At 70.6% G+C, this 15,756-nt stretch carries 11 protein-coding genes and 2 pseudogenes; 6 read left to right on the top strand and 7 right to left on the bottom strand.

Annotated elements, in window-relative coordinates; all coding sequences use genetic code 11:
• Positions 1 to 24: 24 nt before the first annotated feature.
• Genes sufC through AB0J74_RS00900 form a run of 5 tightly spaced genes read right to left on the bottom strand, consistent with a single transcriptional unit; the run spans position 25 to position 4,431 of the window.
• Complete coding sequence (gene sufC, locus AB0J74_RS00920; RefSeq protein ID WP_363442876.1) at positions 25 to 798, bottom strand: Fe-S cluster assembly ATPase SufC; 774 nt, start codon at positions 796 to 798, stop codon at positions 25 to 27.
• Positions 795 to 1,130 (bottom strand): non-heme iron oxygenase ferredoxin subunit, encoded by a 336-nt coding sequence (locus AB0J74_RS00915; protein WP_363442874.1) that lies wholly within the window; start codon positions 1,128 to 1,130, stop codon positions 795 to 797. Before AB0J74_RS00915 ends, sufC begins: the two co-directional genes overlap by 4 nt.
• On the bottom strand, positions 1,127 to 2,293 hold the full coding sequence (gene sufD / locus AB0J74_RS00910; protein ID WP_363442871.1) for a Fe-S cluster assembly protein SufD: 1,167 nt from the start codon (positions 2,291 to 2,293) through the stop codon (positions 1,127 to 1,129). Before sufD ends, AB0J74_RS00915 begins: the two co-directional genes overlap by 4 nt.
• On the bottom strand, positions 2,294 to 3,727 hold the full coding sequence (gene sufB, locus AB0J74_RS00905; protein ID WP_363442868.1) for a Fe-S cluster assembly protein SufB: 1,434 nt from the start codon (positions 3,725 to 3,727) through the stop codon (positions 2,294 to 2,296).
• On the bottom strand, positions 3,724 to 4,431 hold the full coding sequence (locus tag AB0J74_RS00900; RefSeq protein ID WP_363444010.1) for an HTH domain-containing protein: 708 nt from the start codon (positions 4,429 to 4,431) through the stop codon (positions 3,724 to 3,726). The genes sufB and AB0J74_RS00900 overlap by 4 nt, the downstream gene beginning before the upstream one ends.
• Before the next feature lie 142 nt (positions 4,432 to 4,573).
• On the opposite strand from AB0J74_RS00900, the gene AB0J74_RS00895 reads away from it, so the two are divergent.
• On the top strand, positions 4,574 to 5,647 hold the full coding sequence (locus AB0J74_RS00895; RefSeq protein ID WP_363442865.1) for a COX15/CtaA family protein: 1,074 nt from the start codon (positions 4,574 to 4,576) through the stop codon (positions 5,645 to 5,647).
• A gap of 721 nt (positions 5,648 to 6,368) precedes the next feature.
• Here the strand turns inward: AB0J74_RS00895 and AB0J74_RS00890 are convergent.
• On the bottom strand, positions 6,369 to 6,701 hold the full coding sequence (locus AB0J74_RS00890) for a hypothetical protein (RefSeq protein WP_363442862.1): 333 nt from the start codon (positions 6,699 to 6,701) through the stop codon (positions 6,369 to 6,371).
• Between the two features lie 245 nt (positions 6,702 to 6,946).
• A pseudogene (locus AB0J74_RS00885) lies at positions 6,947 to 7,822 on the bottom strand (heme o synthase); the annotation flags it as partial.
• Between the two features lie 304 nt (positions 7,823 to 8,126).
• Between AB0J74_RS00885 and tkt the strand changes: the two are divergent.
• The 5 genes and pseudogenes from tkt to AB0J74_RS00860 all read left to right on the top strand — a co-directional run.
• Positions 8,127 to 10,262 (top strand): transketolase, encoded by a 2,136-nt coding sequence (gene tkt, locus AB0J74_RS00880; protein WP_363442859.1) that lies wholly within the window; start codon positions 8,127 to 8,129, stop codon positions 10,260 to 10,262.
• 14 nt (positions 10,263 to 10,276) lie between these two features.
• On the top strand, positions 10,277 to 11,434 hold the full coding sequence (tal, locus tag AB0J74_RS00875) for a transaldolase (protein WP_363442856.1): 1,158 nt from the start codon (positions 10,277 to 10,279) through the stop codon (positions 11,432 to 11,434).
• An 89-nt stretch (positions 11,435 to 11,523) separates the two neighbouring features.
• Positions 11,524 to 13,131, top strand: coding sequence for a glucose-6-phosphate isomerase (locus AB0J74_RS00870; RefSeq protein WP_363444007.1), 1,608 nt, complete (start codon positions 11,524 to 11,526; stop codon positions 13,129 to 13,131).
• Between the two features lie 28 nt (positions 13,132 to 13,159).
• Positions 13,160 to 14,674 carry a glucose-6-phosphate dehydrogenase gene (zwf, locus tag AB0J74_RS00865; RefSeq protein ID WP_363442853.1) on the top strand — a complete coding sequence of 505 codons (1,515 nt, stop codon included), beginning with the start codon at positions 13,160 to 13,162 and terminating at the stop codon, positions 14,672 to 14,674.
• Positions 14,671 to 15,624, top strand: a pseudogene (locus tag AB0J74_RS00860) (glucose-6-phosphate dehydrogenase assembly protein OpcA); the annotation flags it as partial. The gene zwf and the pseudogene AB0J74_RS00860, both read left to right, overlap by 4 nt.
• Positions 15,625 to 15,756 lie beyond the last annotated feature (132 nt).

The raw sequence follows: 15,756 nt of genomic DNA, 5'->3' as shown, positions 1-15,756 counted from the left end.
CTGGGCAGCCCCTTCGTGCGTGGATCAGGCGGTGGCCGGGCCGGTTTCCGCCAGGTAGCGCTCGTAGCCCTCGGCCTCGAGCTTCTCCGCCAGCTCCGGGCCGCCCTCTTCGACGATCCGGCCGCGGGCGAAGACGTGCACGAAGTCGGGCGTGATGTAGCGCAGGATCCGGGTGTAGTGGGTGATCAGCAGCAGGCCGGTCTCGCCGGTCGCGCCAACCCGGTTGACGCCCTCGCTGACCACTCGCAGCGCGTCGATGTCGAGGCCGGAGTCGGTCTCGTCGAGGATCGCGATCTTCGGCTTGAGCAGCTCGAGCTGGACGATCTCGTGCCGCTTCTTCTCACCGCCGGAGAAGCCCTCGTTGACGTTGCGCTGTGCCATCGCCGGGTCCATCTGCAGCCGCTCCATCGCGCCCCGCAGCTCGCCGGCCCAGGTGCGCAGCTTCGGCGCCTCGCCGTCGATCGCGGTCTTCGCGGTGCGCAGGAAGTTGGCGACCGAGACGCCGGGCACCTCGACCGGGTACTGCATCGCCAGGAACAGCCCGGCCCGGGCCCGCTCGTCGACGGTCATCGACAGCACGTCGGCGCCGTCGAGCGTCACCGAGCCGCCGGTGATCTGGTATTTCGGGTGGCCGGCGATCGAGTAGGCCAGCGTCGACTTGCCCGAGCCGTTGGGGCCCATGATGGCGTGGGTCTGCCCGGCGCGGACAGTGAGGTCGACGCCCGAGAGGATCGGCTTGAGCTGGCCGTCGGGCAGCTTGACCGACACCCTCAGGTCGCGAATCTCCAAAGTGCTCATGCGGGCATAACTCCATTGCTCGGCGTGAGGGCGACGAAGACCTCGCCGTCACGGACTTCGACGGGATAGACGGGTACGGGTTCGGTCGCCGGCAGGCCCGTGGGCTCGCCGGTGCGCAGGTCGAAACGGGAACCGTGCAGCCAGCACTCGAGCGTGCAGCCGTCGACCTCGCCCTCGGACAGGGCGACCGCGGCGTGCGAGCACTCGTCGTAGACGGCGTAGAACTGGTCGTCTTCGCCGTGCACGATCGCGAGTTCCAGGTCGTCGGTGACGGCCCGGATCGCCGTGCCCTTGGGCACGTCCTCGACGGAGCAGAGGCGGACGAAGTTCACTGCTCGCCCTTCGCCAGCCGCGCCTCGACGGCGTCGCCGAGGCGGTCGCGGAGCAGCTCGTCCGGGATCTTCTGGAGCAGTTCGGCGAAGAAGCCGCGGACCACGAGCTTGCGCGCCTCGTGCTCCGGGATGCCCCGTGCCATCAGGTAGAACAGCTGCTCGTCGTCGAACCGGCCGGTGGCGCTGGCGTGCCCGGCACCGACGATCTCGCCGGTCTCGATCTCCAGGTTGGGCACGGAGTCGGCCCGCGCGCCGTCGCTGAGGACCAGGTTGCGGTTGATCTCGTAGGTGTCGGTCCCGGTCGCCTGCACCTGGATCAGCACGTCGCCGACCCAGACGGTGTGTGCGCCGTCGCCCTGCAGCGCGCCGCGGTAGCCGACGTAGCTGCGGCAGTCGGGCACGCTGTGGTCGACCAGCTGGCGGTGCTCGAGGTGCTGCTCGCCGTCGGCGAAGTAGAGCCCGTAGAGCTCGGCCTCGCCGCCGCGCGCGGTGTATTCCACGCTGGTGTACTGCCGCACCAGGTCGCCGCCGAGGGTGACCTGCATGTGCACGACCCGGGCGTCGCGGCCCAGCCGGAACTTGACGTGCTGGGCCTGCACAGCGTCGGACGCCCAGTCGGCGACCGTGACCAGCGTGAGCTGGGCGCCGTCGGCGATGTCGACCTCGACGTTGTCGGCCAGCGTCGTCGTGCCGACCTGCTCGACCACCAGCGTGCCCTTGGCGAACCGGCCCACCTGGACCACGGTGTGTGCGTAGGCCGGGCCGGAGCCGCCGCCGATCACCCGGAGCCGCGCCGGCTCGGTCAGCTCGGCCTCGGGCGCGATCGCGATCAGCGTCGCGCCGTCAGCGTTGCCGTAGCCGAGCGCGCTGACGCGGTCGAACGGCACCAGCACCCGGCCGATCCGCTCATCGCCCTTGGCCAGCCGCGACACGGTCACGCCGGCCGGCAGGCCCTCGTGCTCCCAGCGCAGGCTGGTCTCCGCCGCCGGCGTCTTCGTGGCCAGGCCCCGCAGGCGCTTCAGCGGTGTGAAGCGCCACTCCTCCTCCAGGCCTGTCAGGGCCGGGAAGTCGGCGACATCGGTCGAGCGCAGGCTCTGCGCCTTGGTCTTGGGCACGCTCGACGTCTTGGGCGGCGTGATGGCCACCTCGGTTTCCGTGGGCATTTAGCCGACGGCCCCTTCCATCTGAAGTTCGATGAGCCGGTTGAGCTCCAGGGCGTATTCCATCGGTAGTTCCTTGGCGATCGGCTCGATGAAGCCGCGCACGATCATCGCCATCGCCTCGTCTTCGGTCATGCCCCGGCTCATCAGGTAGAAGAGCTGGTCCTCGCTGACCTTGGAGACGGTCGCCTCGTGACCCATCGACACGTCGTCTTCACGGATGTCGACGTAGGGATAGGTGTCGGAGCGGGAGATCGTGTCGACCAGGAGCGCGTCGCACTTGACGGTGCTCTTGGAGTGCGCCGAGCCCTCCAGCACCTGCACCAGGCCGCGGTAGGAGGTGCGGCCGCCGCCCCGCGCGATCGACTTGGAGATGATCGTGCTGCTGGTGTGCGGCGCGGCGTGCACCATCTTGGCGCCGGCGTCCTGGTGCTGGCCCTCGCCGGCCATCGCGACCGAGAGCACCTCGCCCTTGGCGTGCTCGCCCATCATCCAGACGGCGGGGTACTTCATCGTGACCTTGGAACCGATGTTGCCGTCGATCCACTCCATGGTCGCGCCCTCGTGCGCCACGGCGCGCTTGGTGACCAGGTTGTAGACGTTGTTGGACCAGTTCTGGATGGTCGTGTAACGGCAGCGGGCGTTCTTCTTCACGATGATCTCGACGACCGCGCTGTGCAGCGAGTCGGACGAGTAGATCGGCGCGGTGCAGCCCTCGACGTAGTGCACGTAGGCACCCTCGTCGACGATGATCAGCGTCCGCTCGAACTGGCCCATGTTCTCCGTGTTGATCCGGAAGTAGGCCTGCAGCGGGATCTCCACGTTGACGCCCGGCGGGACGTAGATGAAGGAGCCGCCGGACCACACCGAGGTGTTGAGCGCGGCGAACTTGTTGTCGCCGACCGGGATGACCGAGCCGAAGTATTCCTTGAACAGCTCCGGGTGCTCGCGCAGGCCGGTGTCGGTGTCGAGGAAGATGACACCCTGCTCTTCGAGGTCTTCACGGATCTTGTGGTAGACGACCTCGGACTCGTACTGCGCCGCGACCCCCGCGATCAGCCGCTGCTTCTCGGCCTCCGGGATGCCCAGCTTGTCGTAGGTGTTCTTGATGTCGGCGGGCAGGTCGTCCCAGCTGGCCGCCTGCTTCTCGGTCGACCGGACGAAGTATTTGATGTTGTCGAAGTCGATACCCGTGAGGTCCGCGCCCCAGTCCGGCATCGGCTTGCGGCCGAACAGCCGCAGGCCCTTGAGGCGCAGGTCGAGCATCCACTCGGGCTCGTTCTTCTTGGCGGAGATGTCGCGCACCACCGCCTCGCTGAGCCCGCGCTGCGCCGAGGCGCCAGCGGTGTCGGAGTCGGCCCACCCGTACTGGTAGCTGCCCAGGGCGGCGAGGTGCTCCTCCTGGGTCGTCACGGGCTGGACGATCTGCTCGGTCATTTATCTGTCCTCACAGTTCCTGTTGGCTGGGCCGGGATATGCGTTGTGCATACCCCGTCACCGTGTGCGATGGTGGCCAGTCGCTGCACATGAGTGCCGACCAGGCGGGAAATGACCGCCGTCTCGGCCTCGCAGAGCTCGGGAAACTCGGCCGCCACGTGCGCCACCGGGCAGTGGTGCTGACACAGCTGCCCGCCGGTGGCGATCGTGGACGCGTTGGCAGCGTAGCCCTCGGCGGTCAGCGCGTCGGCGAGCGCCTCGGCCCGGGCGATAGGGTCGTCGCCGGCCCCGGCCATGGCCTCCTGGCAGCGACTCTCCAGGGCGGCGACCTGCTCGGCGGCGAACGCGCCGACCGCGCCGTCGCCACCGTTGGCGGCGATCCAGCGCAGGGCGGCATTGGCCATGTTGTCGTAGGTGTGCCGGCCGCAGCGCAGCCGGGCGGCGTCGGTCAGCGTGAAGACCTTGGCCGGGCGGCCCCGGCCCCGGCCGGCGCGCACCGGGCGCTGCCGGGCGACCACGTCGCCGTCGGTGAGCAGGGCGTCGAGGTGCTTGCGGATCGCTGCGGGGCTGAGCTGCAGGGCGGCGCCGAGCTCGGCCGCCGTGGCGGTGCCCCGCTCCAGCAACAGCTGGAGCACCCGGTCGCGGGTGCGCCGATCCGCGGGGACGACCGGGGAACCGGGCGTCTCCACCTGCGGAGGCAGCATCGCGACGTATTTCACTACCACAACGTTACGTAATTCCGTCGGCAGGAGCAAACCGGCACGCCAGTGATCGACATCACCGTCCGCAACGTGGCCACCGGGGCCGGAGGCGGATCTCTCTCCTACGGTCCGTAGGATCTCGCGCGTGATCCCCGTGCTCCGCCGCCTGGCGCTGGCCAACATCATCGCGAACGTCGCCATCGTGGTCACCGGCGGGGCCGTCCGGCTCACCGGATCCGGCCTGGGCTGCCCGACCTGGCCCAGATGCACCGATGCGTCCTACACGCCGAACGGCGCGATGGGCATCCACGGCGTGATCGAGTTCAGCAACCGGATGCTCGGTTGGGTGGTCGGTGCGGTCGCGTTCGCCGTGCTGGTCGCCGCCTTCCTGCACTTCCGGCGCACCCGCACCGCGGAATCCAAGCGGCTGATGCTGCTGTCGCTGGGCGTGTTCCTGGGCATCCCGGCGCAGGGCGTGGTGGGCGGGATCACCGTGCTGACCAACCTCAACCCGTGGGTGGTCGGCCTGCACTTCCTCGCGTCTATCGGGGTGCTGGCCGCGGCGTACGCCCTGTGGCGGCGCACGGTCGACGGCGGCACTCCCCGCCGGGCGGCCGCGCCGGCGCCCGTGCGCCAGTTGGTCGCCGTGCTGACCGCGGTCTCGCTGGCCGTCATCGCGCTGGGCGTGATCGTCACCGGCAGCGGCCCGCACGCCGGCGACGTCGACGCGCACCGCACGGGCCTGGACCCGCAGACCATCTCCCAGGTGCACGCCGACGTGGTGTTCCTGCTGATCGGCCTGTCGCTCGCGGTCTGGTTCACGGCCCGCGCGACGGGTGCCCGGCGCACCGCCCGGGCCGCCCTGGTGCTGGTCGTGGTCGAGCTGTCGCAGGGCCTGATCGGCTTCGTTCAATATTTCACCGGGCTGCCGGAGGTGCTGGTCGGCTTCCACATGCTCGGCGCCACCCTGGTCTGGCTGGCGACCCTGTCGGTGCTGTGGTCAACCCGCGCGAGCGGCGGCCGCGATGGCAGCGGCCAGGCGCTCCCCGGCGCCGGCGGCCGTGCCCAGGAAGAGCGAGGGCTCGGTGAGCTCCAGCTCGATCAGGGTGGGCGCGCCGCTGTCGTCGGGCACCAGGTCGACCCGCGCGTAGAGGAGCCGGTCGCGGCCGCCCGGAATGGCGTCGAGAGCCCGGTCGGCGACGGCCAGCTCGGCCGCTGACGGCTCGGCCGGGTCGATCCGCTCCTCCTTGTAGAGGCCGCTGACCCCCTCGTCCGGGCCGGTGAGCATGGCGCCCTTGCGCGCGGCGTGGCTGAACCGCAGGCCGTCTCCGTCGTTGAGGTAGACCAACGCCGTCTCGCCGGCCTTCTCGATCCCGCTCAGGAACGGCTGCAGCAGCGCCGTCCGGCCGGCCTCGGTGAGCCGCCGGAGATGGGCGTAGAACGCGTTCGCCTCGGCCTGGTCGCCGAGGCGGTAGCGGCCCGCGTCGACGCTGCCCGCGCCGATGGCCGGCTTGATGACGATGTCGTCCGGCAGGCCGCCGTAGCTGAACCAGGCGCCGTCGGGCCCGACCACGATGGTCGGGATCACCGGAACGCCGGCCGCCGCCAGCTCGCTCAGGTAGCGCTTGTCGGTGTTCCAGAAGACGACGTCGGCCGGGTTGGCCAGGGTGGCCACCCGATGCGCCCAGGCGACGAACTCGGGCCGGCGGGGCGCGTAGTCCCAGGGCGAGCGGAGCACGACGAGGTCGTAGCCGGCCCAGTCGACGGTCGGGTCGTCCCAGACGACCGGCTCGGCGGTCACGCCGCGGGCGGCCAGCGGCGCCAGCACGAGCCGATCGTCGTCTTCGAGGTCGGGAATCTGATCGCAGGTGACAAGAGCGACCCGGGATGCCTCCCGGGTCGCCGCCTGCTCGTGAGTCGATGTGGTGGTGGACAAGGTGTCAGCGGGACAGGGTGCGCCGGGCCATCGACCGCCACAGGTCGTTGCTCGGCCGCATCTGGTCCATCAGCTCTCGCTCCCACTCGTTTTCCACGGTGACGCCCGCGCTCACACAGGCCGCGCGGGCCACGTCGGTGCCATCCGCGAACTGGTCCGCCCAGGTGCCGTCCGCGCCGACGAGGACGATCCGGGCGCCACGCTTGCCGACGTACTCGATGACTGCCCGGGCGCCGCCGTGGTCGGCGGCGAACGACCGGATCCCGGTCACGAGACCCGCGGGGGTCTCCTTTTCGGGCTGCTCGGTCGTCAGCGTCGTATCGGAACCATCTGCCATGCCCGAGAGCGTAAGCACGCCTACCGGATTCCGCGTGCCATCCGATCGTGTTTTGTGACTCCTGTCATCGGCTGATTTAAGACAGGCCACAGGAAGTTTGAGACACGAAAGTTAGACATATCCGGTTAATTGCGGATGACATCTCGGACAACTCGTATCCCTCGTCCGTGGCGGCCCGGCGGCCCGAGAAAATTGCGCGATTCTCGGTCTAACCACCCAAATGCGACAGGGGTACGAAACGCGGTTCAGAGCAGCGCGTCGAGCGCGACCGCGAGCGACACGATCGTCAGATAGGTGATCGACCAGTGGAACAGCCGCATCGGCTTGAGCGGCTCCCCCGCCCTGGATCGGCCCACCAGCTTGTGCGACTCACTGAGGAACACCGCTCCGCTCACGACCGCAGTGATGCCGTAGAGCGGGCCCAGGCCCAGCGGCCAGGCCGCCAGCGACGCCGCGACGGTCAGCCAGGTGAAGATCACAATCTCCCGGTTGACCCGGGCCGCCGAGCGGACCACGGGGAGCATCGGGATGCCGGCGCGGGCGTAGTCGTCCTTGTATTTGATGGCCAGCGCGTAGAAGTGCGGCATCTGCCAGAAGAAGACCACCGCGAACAGCGCCCAGGCCAGCGGCGAGAGCCCGCCGGTGACGGCCGCCCAGCCGATCAGCACCGGCGCCGCGCCGCACGCGCCACCCCAGAACGTGTTCTGCGGCGTGGTGCGCTTGAGCCAGAGCGTGTAGACGAGGTCGTAGTAGGCGATCGCGGCACCGGTCAGCGCGGCCGCGAGCCAGTTGGTGAACCCGGCCATCAGGCCGACCGACACCACCGCGAGCACCAGCCCGAACACCAGCACGTTGCGCGGCGACAGGGCGTGGGTGGGCAGCGGGCGCCGCTTGGTGCGGCGCATCAGCTGGTCGATGTCGCGGTCGATGTAGCAGTTGAGCGCGTTGGCGGCACCGGCCGCGAGCGAACCGCCGACCAGCACCACGATCATCGTCCAGACCGACGGGATGCCCTCGGCCGCCAACAGCATCGCCGGCACCGTGGTGATCAGCAGCAGCTCGATGATGCGCGGCTTGGTCAGGGCCACATAGGCACCGACGACGGCACGCGGGTCGCGCCGGGGCGGCACCGGAACCGGACCCGGCGTGAGGCTCGGCGTCGGGCGCTCCGTGACCATGCTCAAGGCCGTGTCCACCTTTCTCGTCGAACCGCAGACCGGCGACGGTCAACAGGCCGATCGACAGCGTACGCGGCGCGTATCCGTGCTGATCGTCGACCCGACGCGGTGCGGCCGGAACCACTCGGGCGGTGTCTGTCCGCCCACATCGCAACGCCGAGGGCCAGATCCGGCGGCAGGTGTTTAGCACGGGTCGCTAGGGTCAGAGGGGAGGGACCGGAAACACTCGCCGAGGAGCGCATACATCGTGCCAGCCAGCAACTCAGAGCAAGCCTCATTCACCTGGTCCGAGCTGGACCGCAAGGCGGTCGACACGATCCGCGTCCTCGCGATGGACGCGGTCGAGAAGGCCGGCAACGGACACCCGGGCACCGCCATGAGCCTTGCCCCGGCCGCATACCTGCTCTTCAACAAGGTGATGCGGCACGACCCGACCGATCCGCACTGGCCGGGCCGCGACCGCTTCGTGCTCTCCGCGGGGCACAGCAGCCTGACCCTCTACATCCAGCTCTACCTGACCGGCTACGGCCTGGGCCTGGAAGACCTGATGTCGTTGCGGCAGTGGGGCTCGCTGACCCCCGGCCACCCCGAGCACGGGCACACCAAGGGTGTCGAGACCACCACGGGCCCGCTCGGCCAGGGCATCGGCAACGCGGTCGGGATGGCGATGGCCGCCCGGCGCGAGAAGGGCCTGTTCGACGCGGACGGCTCCGCCGGCCCGCTGTTCGACCACAACGTCTACACGATCGTCTCCGACGGTGACATCGAAGAGGGCATCAGCCACGAGGTCAGCTCGCTCGCCGGGCACCAGCGGCTGGGCAACCTGACCGCGATCTGGGACGACAACGAGATCTCGATCGAAGACGACACCCGGATCGCCAAGAGCGAAGACGTCGCCGCCCGCTACGCGGCCTACGGCTGGCACGTGCAGACGGTCGACTTCCGCAGCGGCCACGCCGACGAGGGCGACTACCGCGAAGACCCCGAGGCGCTCTGGCGCGCGATCGAGGCCGCCAAGGCGGTCACCGACCGCCCGTCGTTCATCGCGCTGCGCACCATCATCGGTTGGCCGGCGCCCAACAAGCAGAACACTGGCAAGATCCACGGCTCGGCGCTCGGCGCCGACGAGGTCGCCGCGACCAAGAAGGTGCTCGGCTTCGACCCCGCGAAGAGCTTCGACGTCTCCGCCGAGGTGCTCGAGCACACCCGCAAGGCGGTCGCCCGCGGCCAGGCCGAGCACGCCGAGTGGGACAAGGCGTTCGCGACCTGGTCGACCAACAACCCCGACAGCCGGGCCCTCTTCGACCGGCTCACCTCGCGCGCCCTGCCGGCGGGCTGGACCGACGCGTTGCCAGTGTGGCCGGCAGACCCGAAGGGCCTCGCCACGCGGGCCGCCTCCGGCAAGGTCCTCGAGGCCCTCGCGCCGGTGCTGCCGGAGCTGTGGGGCGGCTCGGCCGACCTGGCCGAGAGCAACAACACCACCATGAAGGGCGAGCCGTCGTTCGTGCCGGCCGAGCACGCGACCAAGGAGTTCCCGGGCGACGAGTACGGCCGCACGCTGCACTTCGGGATCCGCGAGCACGGGATGGGCGCGATCCTCAACGGCATCGTGCTGCACGGCGCGACCCGCCCCTACGGCGGCACGTTCCTGGTCTTCAGTGACTACATGCGACCGTCGGTGCGGCTCGCCGCGCTGATGAAGCTGCCGGTCACCTACGTCTGGACGCACGACTCCATCGGCCTCGGCGAAGACGGGCCGACGCACCAGCCGATCGAGCACCTCACCGCGCTGCGGGCCATCCCGGGGCTCGACGTGGTGCGGCCGGGCGACGCCAACGAGACCGCGTGGGCGTGGCGGATGGCGATGGAGCACACCGACCGGCCGACCGCGCTGGCGCTGACCCGCCAGGCGCTGCCGACCATCGACCGCGAGCGCTACGCACCGGCCGACGGCGTGGCGCGCGGGGGTTACATCCTGGCCGAGGCGTCCGACGCCCAGCCGCACGTGATCCTCATCGGCACCGGCTCCGAGGTGCAGCTCTGCCTCGCGGCCCGGGAACGGCTGGAGGCCGACGGCACGCCCACCCGGGTCGTGTCGATGCCCTGCCAGGAGTGGTTCCGCGCGCAGGACGAGGAATACCGCCAGACCGTGCTGCCCAACTCGGTCAAGGCGCGCGTCAGCGTCGAGGCCGGCATCGCGATGTCCTGGCGCGACCTCGTCGGCGACCTCGGCGAGAGCGTCAGCATCGAGCACTACGGCGCCAGCGCGCCCCACACGGTGCTCTTCGAGCAGTTCGGATTCACCGCCGACAACGTCGTGGCGAAGGCGCATGCCTCGCTCGCGCGGGTCGGCGCCATCACCGGCACCACCACGGGCAACTGAGGGAGCGAAGGATAATGACCGACCGCCTGGCCGAACTCACCGCCGCGGGCGTCGCCATCTGGCTCGACGACCTTTCCCGCGTACGGCTGAGCACCGGCACCCTTGACCAGTTGCGTCGCGAGCAGCATGTCGTGGGCGTGACCACCAACCCGACCATCTTCGCCAAGGCGCTCTCCGACGCGACCGCCTACGACGGTCAGGTCCAGGACCTGGCCACCCGGGGCGTCTCCACGGAAGAGGCCGTGCGCATGCTCACGGCGTACGACGTGCGCTGGGCCTGTGATGTCCTGCGCCCGGCCTTCGACGCCTCGGACGGCGTCGACGGGCGGGTCTCGCTCGAGGTCGACCCGCGCCTGGCGCACGAGACCGACAAGACCATCGCCGAGGCCAAGGGCCTCTGGTGGCTGATCGACCGGCCCAACGCCTTCATCAAGATCCCGGCGACCGAGGAAGGGCTGCCGGCGATCACCGCGACGCTGGCCGCCGGCGTCAGCGTCAACGTCACGCTGATCTTCTCGCTCGACCGCTACAGCCAGGTGATGGACGCCTACCTGGCCGGCATGGAGCAGGCCAAGGCCAACGGGCACGACCTGACCAACCTGGCATCGGTGGCGTCGTTCTTCGTCTCCCGCTTCGACACCGAGATCGACAAGCGGCTGGAGAAGATCGGCAGCGACGAGGCCAAGGCGATGCGCGGCAAGGGCGCGGTCGCCAACGCGCGGCTGGCCTACGAGCGCTACTCCGAGGTGTTCAGCGGCGAGCGCTGGCAGGCCCTGGCCGACGCGGGCGCCAAGCCGCAGCGGCCGCTGTGGGCGTCGACCTCGACGAAGAACCCGGACTACCCGGACACGCTCTACGTCGCCGACCTGATCGCGCCCGGCATCGTCAACACGATGCCCGAGTCGTTGATCCACGCCTGGGCCGACCACGGCCAGACCCGGCCCGACACCGTCACCACCAACTACGACGACGCCCGGCAGGTGATGGCCGACCTGACCCAGGTGGGCATCGACCTCGACGACGTGTTCGACACGCTCGAGAACGAGGGCGTCGAGAAGTTCGCCGCGAGCTGGCAGGAGCTTATCGACGGGGTCGACAAGTCGCTGAAGGCGGCGAGCAACGGGTCCTCGAAGCCGACCGACGCCGCGAAGGGGAGCGTGGGTTCTCGGTGAGCACCTACGGGTTCGGGTCCGACGGGGTTCCGGCGGCAGACGACGACGCCGGTCCGGCGTTCGCCGACGGCGTCGTCGCCGCGGCCGGCATCGCCGTCTACGGCGCCGGCAGCACCGAGGCCGCGGCGATCCGGTCGGAGCTGGTCGGCGCCGACGTGCCGGCCAAGCTGGTCGCCAAGGACGCCACGCTGTGGGGTCCCGACGCGGAGGCCGAGGCGAAGATCCGGCTGGGCTGGGTCGACACGTTCCGGCAGAGCCGGGAGCTGCTGCCCCGGCTGGCCGAGCTGCGCACCGAGCTGGCCGACCTCGACCACGTCGTGCTGGCCGGCATGGGCGGCTCGTCGCTGGCCCCCGAGGTGATCACCCGAACCCTGGGCGTCGAGTTGACCGTGCTCGACACCACCGACCCCGGCCAGATCCGGGCCGCCCTGGCCGACCGCCTGGAGCGCACGCTGCTGGTGGTGTCCAGCAAGTCCGGCGGCACCGTCGAGACCGACAGCCAACGGCGGGCCTACTGGCAGGCGTTCCTCGACGCCGGCATGAGCGAGTCCGAGGCGGCCCGCCACTTCGTGGTCGTCACCGACCCGGGCTCGCCGCTGGAGACCACCGGCGGCGAGATGGGCGCCCAGGTCTTCCTGGCCGACTCCGAGGTCGGCGGCCGCTACTCGGCGCTGACCGCCTTCGGGGTCGTGCCGTCCGCGCTGGCCGGTGTCGACGTCGCCGAGCTGCTCGACCAGGCCGAGGAACTGCTGCCGGCGCTGGCCGAGGAGAGCGGCAACCCCGGCCTCGCGCTAGGCGCCGCGCTCGGTGCGGCGGCCGCCGGCGGGCGCGACAAGGTGGCCCTGATCTCCGACGGCACCGGCATCATGGGGCTCGGCGACTGGGCCGAGCAGCTGATCGCCGAGTCGACCGGCAAAGACGGCAAGGGCATCCTGCCGGTGGTCATCGAGACGCCGGACAGCCCGGGCGCGCACGGCAGCGACGTCGTCACCGTGACGGTCGGCGGCGCCCAGCCGCCGTTCGGCATGCCCGGCGGCGGCGTCCGGCCCGACCTGGCCGTCAACGGTCCGCTCGGCGCCCAGTTCCTGACCTGGGAATACGCGACGGCGATCGCGGGCCGGGCGATCGGCATCGACCCCTTCAACCAGCCCAACGTCACCGAGTCGAAGAACAACACGACCCGGATCCTGGCCGAGGGGCTGCCCGACGAGGCACCGGCGTTCACCGAGGGCGCGATCGAGGTTTACGGCGGCAGCGGCGACAGCCTGGCCGCCGTGCTCGGCGCGCTGGTCGACGGCATCGACCCGCACGGGTATCTGGCCGTGCTGGCGTTCCTCGACCGGCTCGCCGACGCCCGGGCCGAGCAGGCGCGGGCGCTGCTGGCCACCGCCGCCGGGCGTCCGGTGACGTTCGGCTGGGGCCCGCGCTACCTGCACTCGACCGGGCAGTACCACAAGGGCGGGCCCCAGGTCGGCTCGTTCCTGCAGGTCACCGGTGCGGTGGTTAGCGATCTGGCGATTCCGGGCAAGCCCTACACGTTCGCCGACCTGCAGGCCGCCCAGGCGGCCGGCGACCGGAAGGCGATGACCGACCGCGGACGGCCCGTCGTCCGGCTGCACCTCACCGAGCGTGCGGCGGGGATCGACGAGTTGCTGCGCGCGTTGTCGGGCCTGCCCGCCCGGCAGGACCGACACTAGAGGCAGTGCGAAATCCTAGGTGGTATGAGTGAACCCGCTGCGTGATCCGCAGGACCGCCGGTTGCCGCGGATCCCCGAGCCCTGTGCGCTGGTGATCTTCGGCGTCACCGGCGACCTGTCTCGCAAGAAGCTGCTGCCGGCCATCTACGACCTGGCGAACCGGGGGCTGCTGCCACCGGGCTTCGTGGTCCTCGGGTTCGCCCGGCGCGACTGGGGCGACGGCGACTTCGAGTCGCTGGCGATGGAGGCGGCGCGGCGCGGCGCGCGTACACCGTGGCGGGAAGAGGTCTGGGCCCGGCTCGTCGGCAACATCAAGTTCGTGCCGGGCGCGTTCGACGACGACGAGGCGTTCGACACGCTCGCGTCGACGCTCGACGAGTTGCGCGACACGCACGGCATCGCCGGCAACGCCGCGTTCTACTTCGCGATCCCGCCACCGGCGTTCCCGATAGTGCTCAAGCAACTCGCCCGCACCGGGATGGCCGACAACCGCAAGTCCGGCGGCTGGCGCCGGGTCGTGGTGGAGAAGCCGTTCGGCAACGACCTGCCCTCGGCCAAGTCGCTCAACGACCTGGTCGACGACGTGTTCACCCGCGACGACGTGTTCCGGATCGACCACTACCTGGGCAAGGAGACCGTCCAGAACATCCTGGCCCTGCGGTTCGCCAACAACCTGTTCGAGCCGCTGTGGAACAGCAAATACGTCGACTCGGTGCAGATAACCATGGCCGAAGACGTGGGCATCGGCTCCCGGGCCGGCTTCTACGACGCCGCGGGAGCGGCGAGAGACGTGCTCCAGAACCACCTGCTCCAGCTGATGACGCTGGTCGCGATGGAGGAGCCGACCAGCTTCGACGCGTCGGAGATCCGCACCGAGAAGCTCAAGGTGCTCCGGGCGATCACGCTGCCGCACGACATCCGCGACGAGACGGTCCGCGGGCAGTACCTGCCCGGCTGGGTCGGCGGCGAGCGCGCGGTCGGCTATCTCGAGGAGAAGGACGTGCCGTCCGACTCGACCACCGAGACCTACGTCGCGGTGAAGCTCGGCGTGCAGAACAGGCGCTGGGCCGGAGTGCCGTTCTACCTGCGCTGCGGCAAGCGGCTGCCGCGCAGGGTGACCGAGCTGGCGATCATCTTCAAGAAGGCGCCGCACCTGCCGTTCAACCCCTACGACATCGAGATGCTGGGCGCCAACCAGCTGGTCATCCGGGTGCAGCCCGACGAGGGCGTGGTGCTCAAGTTCGGCTCCAAGGTGCCCGGCACCACGATGGAGGTCCGCGACATCGCGATGGACTTCGAGTACGGCGCCGCGTTCACCGAGTCCAGCCCCGAGGCATACGAGCGGCTCGTGCGCGACGTGCTGATCGGCGACCGCACCTTGTTCCCCGACGCGGCCGAGGTCGAGCAGAGCTGGCGGGTCATCGACCCGCTGGAGGAAGCCTGGGCCGGCACCGCGCCCGAGCCCTACCGGGCAGGCGAATGGGGACCGCACGCGGCCGACGAGCTGCTGCGGCGCGACGGCCGGCACTGGAGGCGGGCATGATCGGGCTCTGGGACACCACCGGCAACGAGGTGGTCAAGGCGCTGGCCACCGAGCGCCGGTCGGCCGGCGGCGTGGCCAGCGGCATGGCGCTGACGCTGATCGTCGTGGTCGACGAGAAGCGGGTCCGCGAGGCCGAGGCGGCGGCGACGATCGCCGCCCAGATGCACCCGTGCCGGCTGCTGATCGTGGTGCGCGCCGACGTCGAGCGCCCCAGCAACCGCCTCGACGCCGAGGTGGTCGTGGGCGGCCGCCTCGGCCCGTGCGAGGCCGTCGTGATGCGGATGTACGGCCGGCTCGCGCTGCACGCCGAGTCGGTGGTCATGCCGCTGCTCGTCCCGGACGTGCCGGTGGTCACCTGGTGGCACGGCGAGCCGCCGGACCGGATCGCCAACGACTTCCTCGGTGTGGTCGCCGACCGCCGGATCACCGACGTCTCGCAGACCCCCGACCCGGTCGCCGCGCTGCGACAGCGGGCCAAGGACTACGCCCCCGGCGACACCGACCTGGCGTGGACCCGGATCACCCCGTGGCGCACGCTGGTCGCGTCGGCGTTCGACACCACCGAGGCCAAGCTCGTGGGCGCCACCGTGGAGGCGCCCGAGCACGACCCGACCGCCGCGCTGATGTCGGGCTGGCTGGCCGCCCGGCTCAAGCTCGAGCCCCGCTGGGTGACCACCGACGACTACCGGATCATGCGGTCGGTCGCGATGGTCGCGGCCAACAACGACGAGGTCAAGCTCGTGCGCGACCAGGACATGGCGGTCTTCACCCGCACGCACCAGATCGAGCGGCAGCTGCCGCTGGTCCGCCGCCCGCTCGGCGAGGAACTGGCCGAGGAGTTGCGCCGGCTCGACCCCGACCAGGTCTACGCCGAGGCGCTGAGCGCGATGACCGGCGAGACCGGGCTCGACACCCGCCCGGCGCACCGGGTGCACGTCTGGAAGGACCCGGTGACCGCCGGCCACGCGCCCGGCATGGGGCCCGGCATCGTCGGCGGCGGCCCGCCCACCCAGGTCGAAGACATGCCGCCGCGCACCGGCGACCGGGTCCGCCCGGCCTCGGCCGGTGCGGGCACCGCACAG

The organism is Asanoa sp. NPDC049573, assembly GCF_040676615.1.
In the GTDB taxonomy this organism is placed as follows: Bacteria; Actinomycetota; Actinomycetes; order Mycobacteriales; family Micromonosporaceae; genus Asanoa.
Note: the sequence above shows the minus strand (reverse complement) of the source record. Positions and strands in the feature narration are given on the sequence as shown.

Excerpts from the sequence above, each read along its gene's own strand:
- sufC (WP_363442876.1), bottom strand. The coding sequence starts at position 798 with ATGAGCACTTTGGAGATTCGCGACCTGAGGGTGTCGGTCAAGCTGCCC.
- sufD (WP_363442871.1), bottom strand. The coding sequence starts at position 2,293 with ATGCCCACGGAAACCGAGGTGGCCATCACGCCGCCCAAGACGTCGAGC.
- sufB (WP_363442868.1), bottom strand. The coding sequence starts at position 3,727 with ATGACCGAGCAGATCGTCCAGCCCGTGACGACCCAGGAGGAGCACCTC.
- AB0J74_RS00900 (WP_363444010.1), bottom strand. The coding sequence starts at position 4,431 with ATGCTGCCTCCGCAGGTGGAGACGCCCGGTTCCCCGGTCGTCCCCGCG.
- AB0J74_RS00890 (WP_363442862.1), bottom strand. The coding sequence starts at position 6,701 with ATGGCAGATGGTTCCGATACGACGCTGACGACCGAGCAGCCCGAAAAG.
- tal (WP_363442856.1), top strand. The coding sequence starts at position 10,277 with ATGACCGACCGCCTGGCCGAACTCACCGCCGCGGGCGTCGCCATCTGG.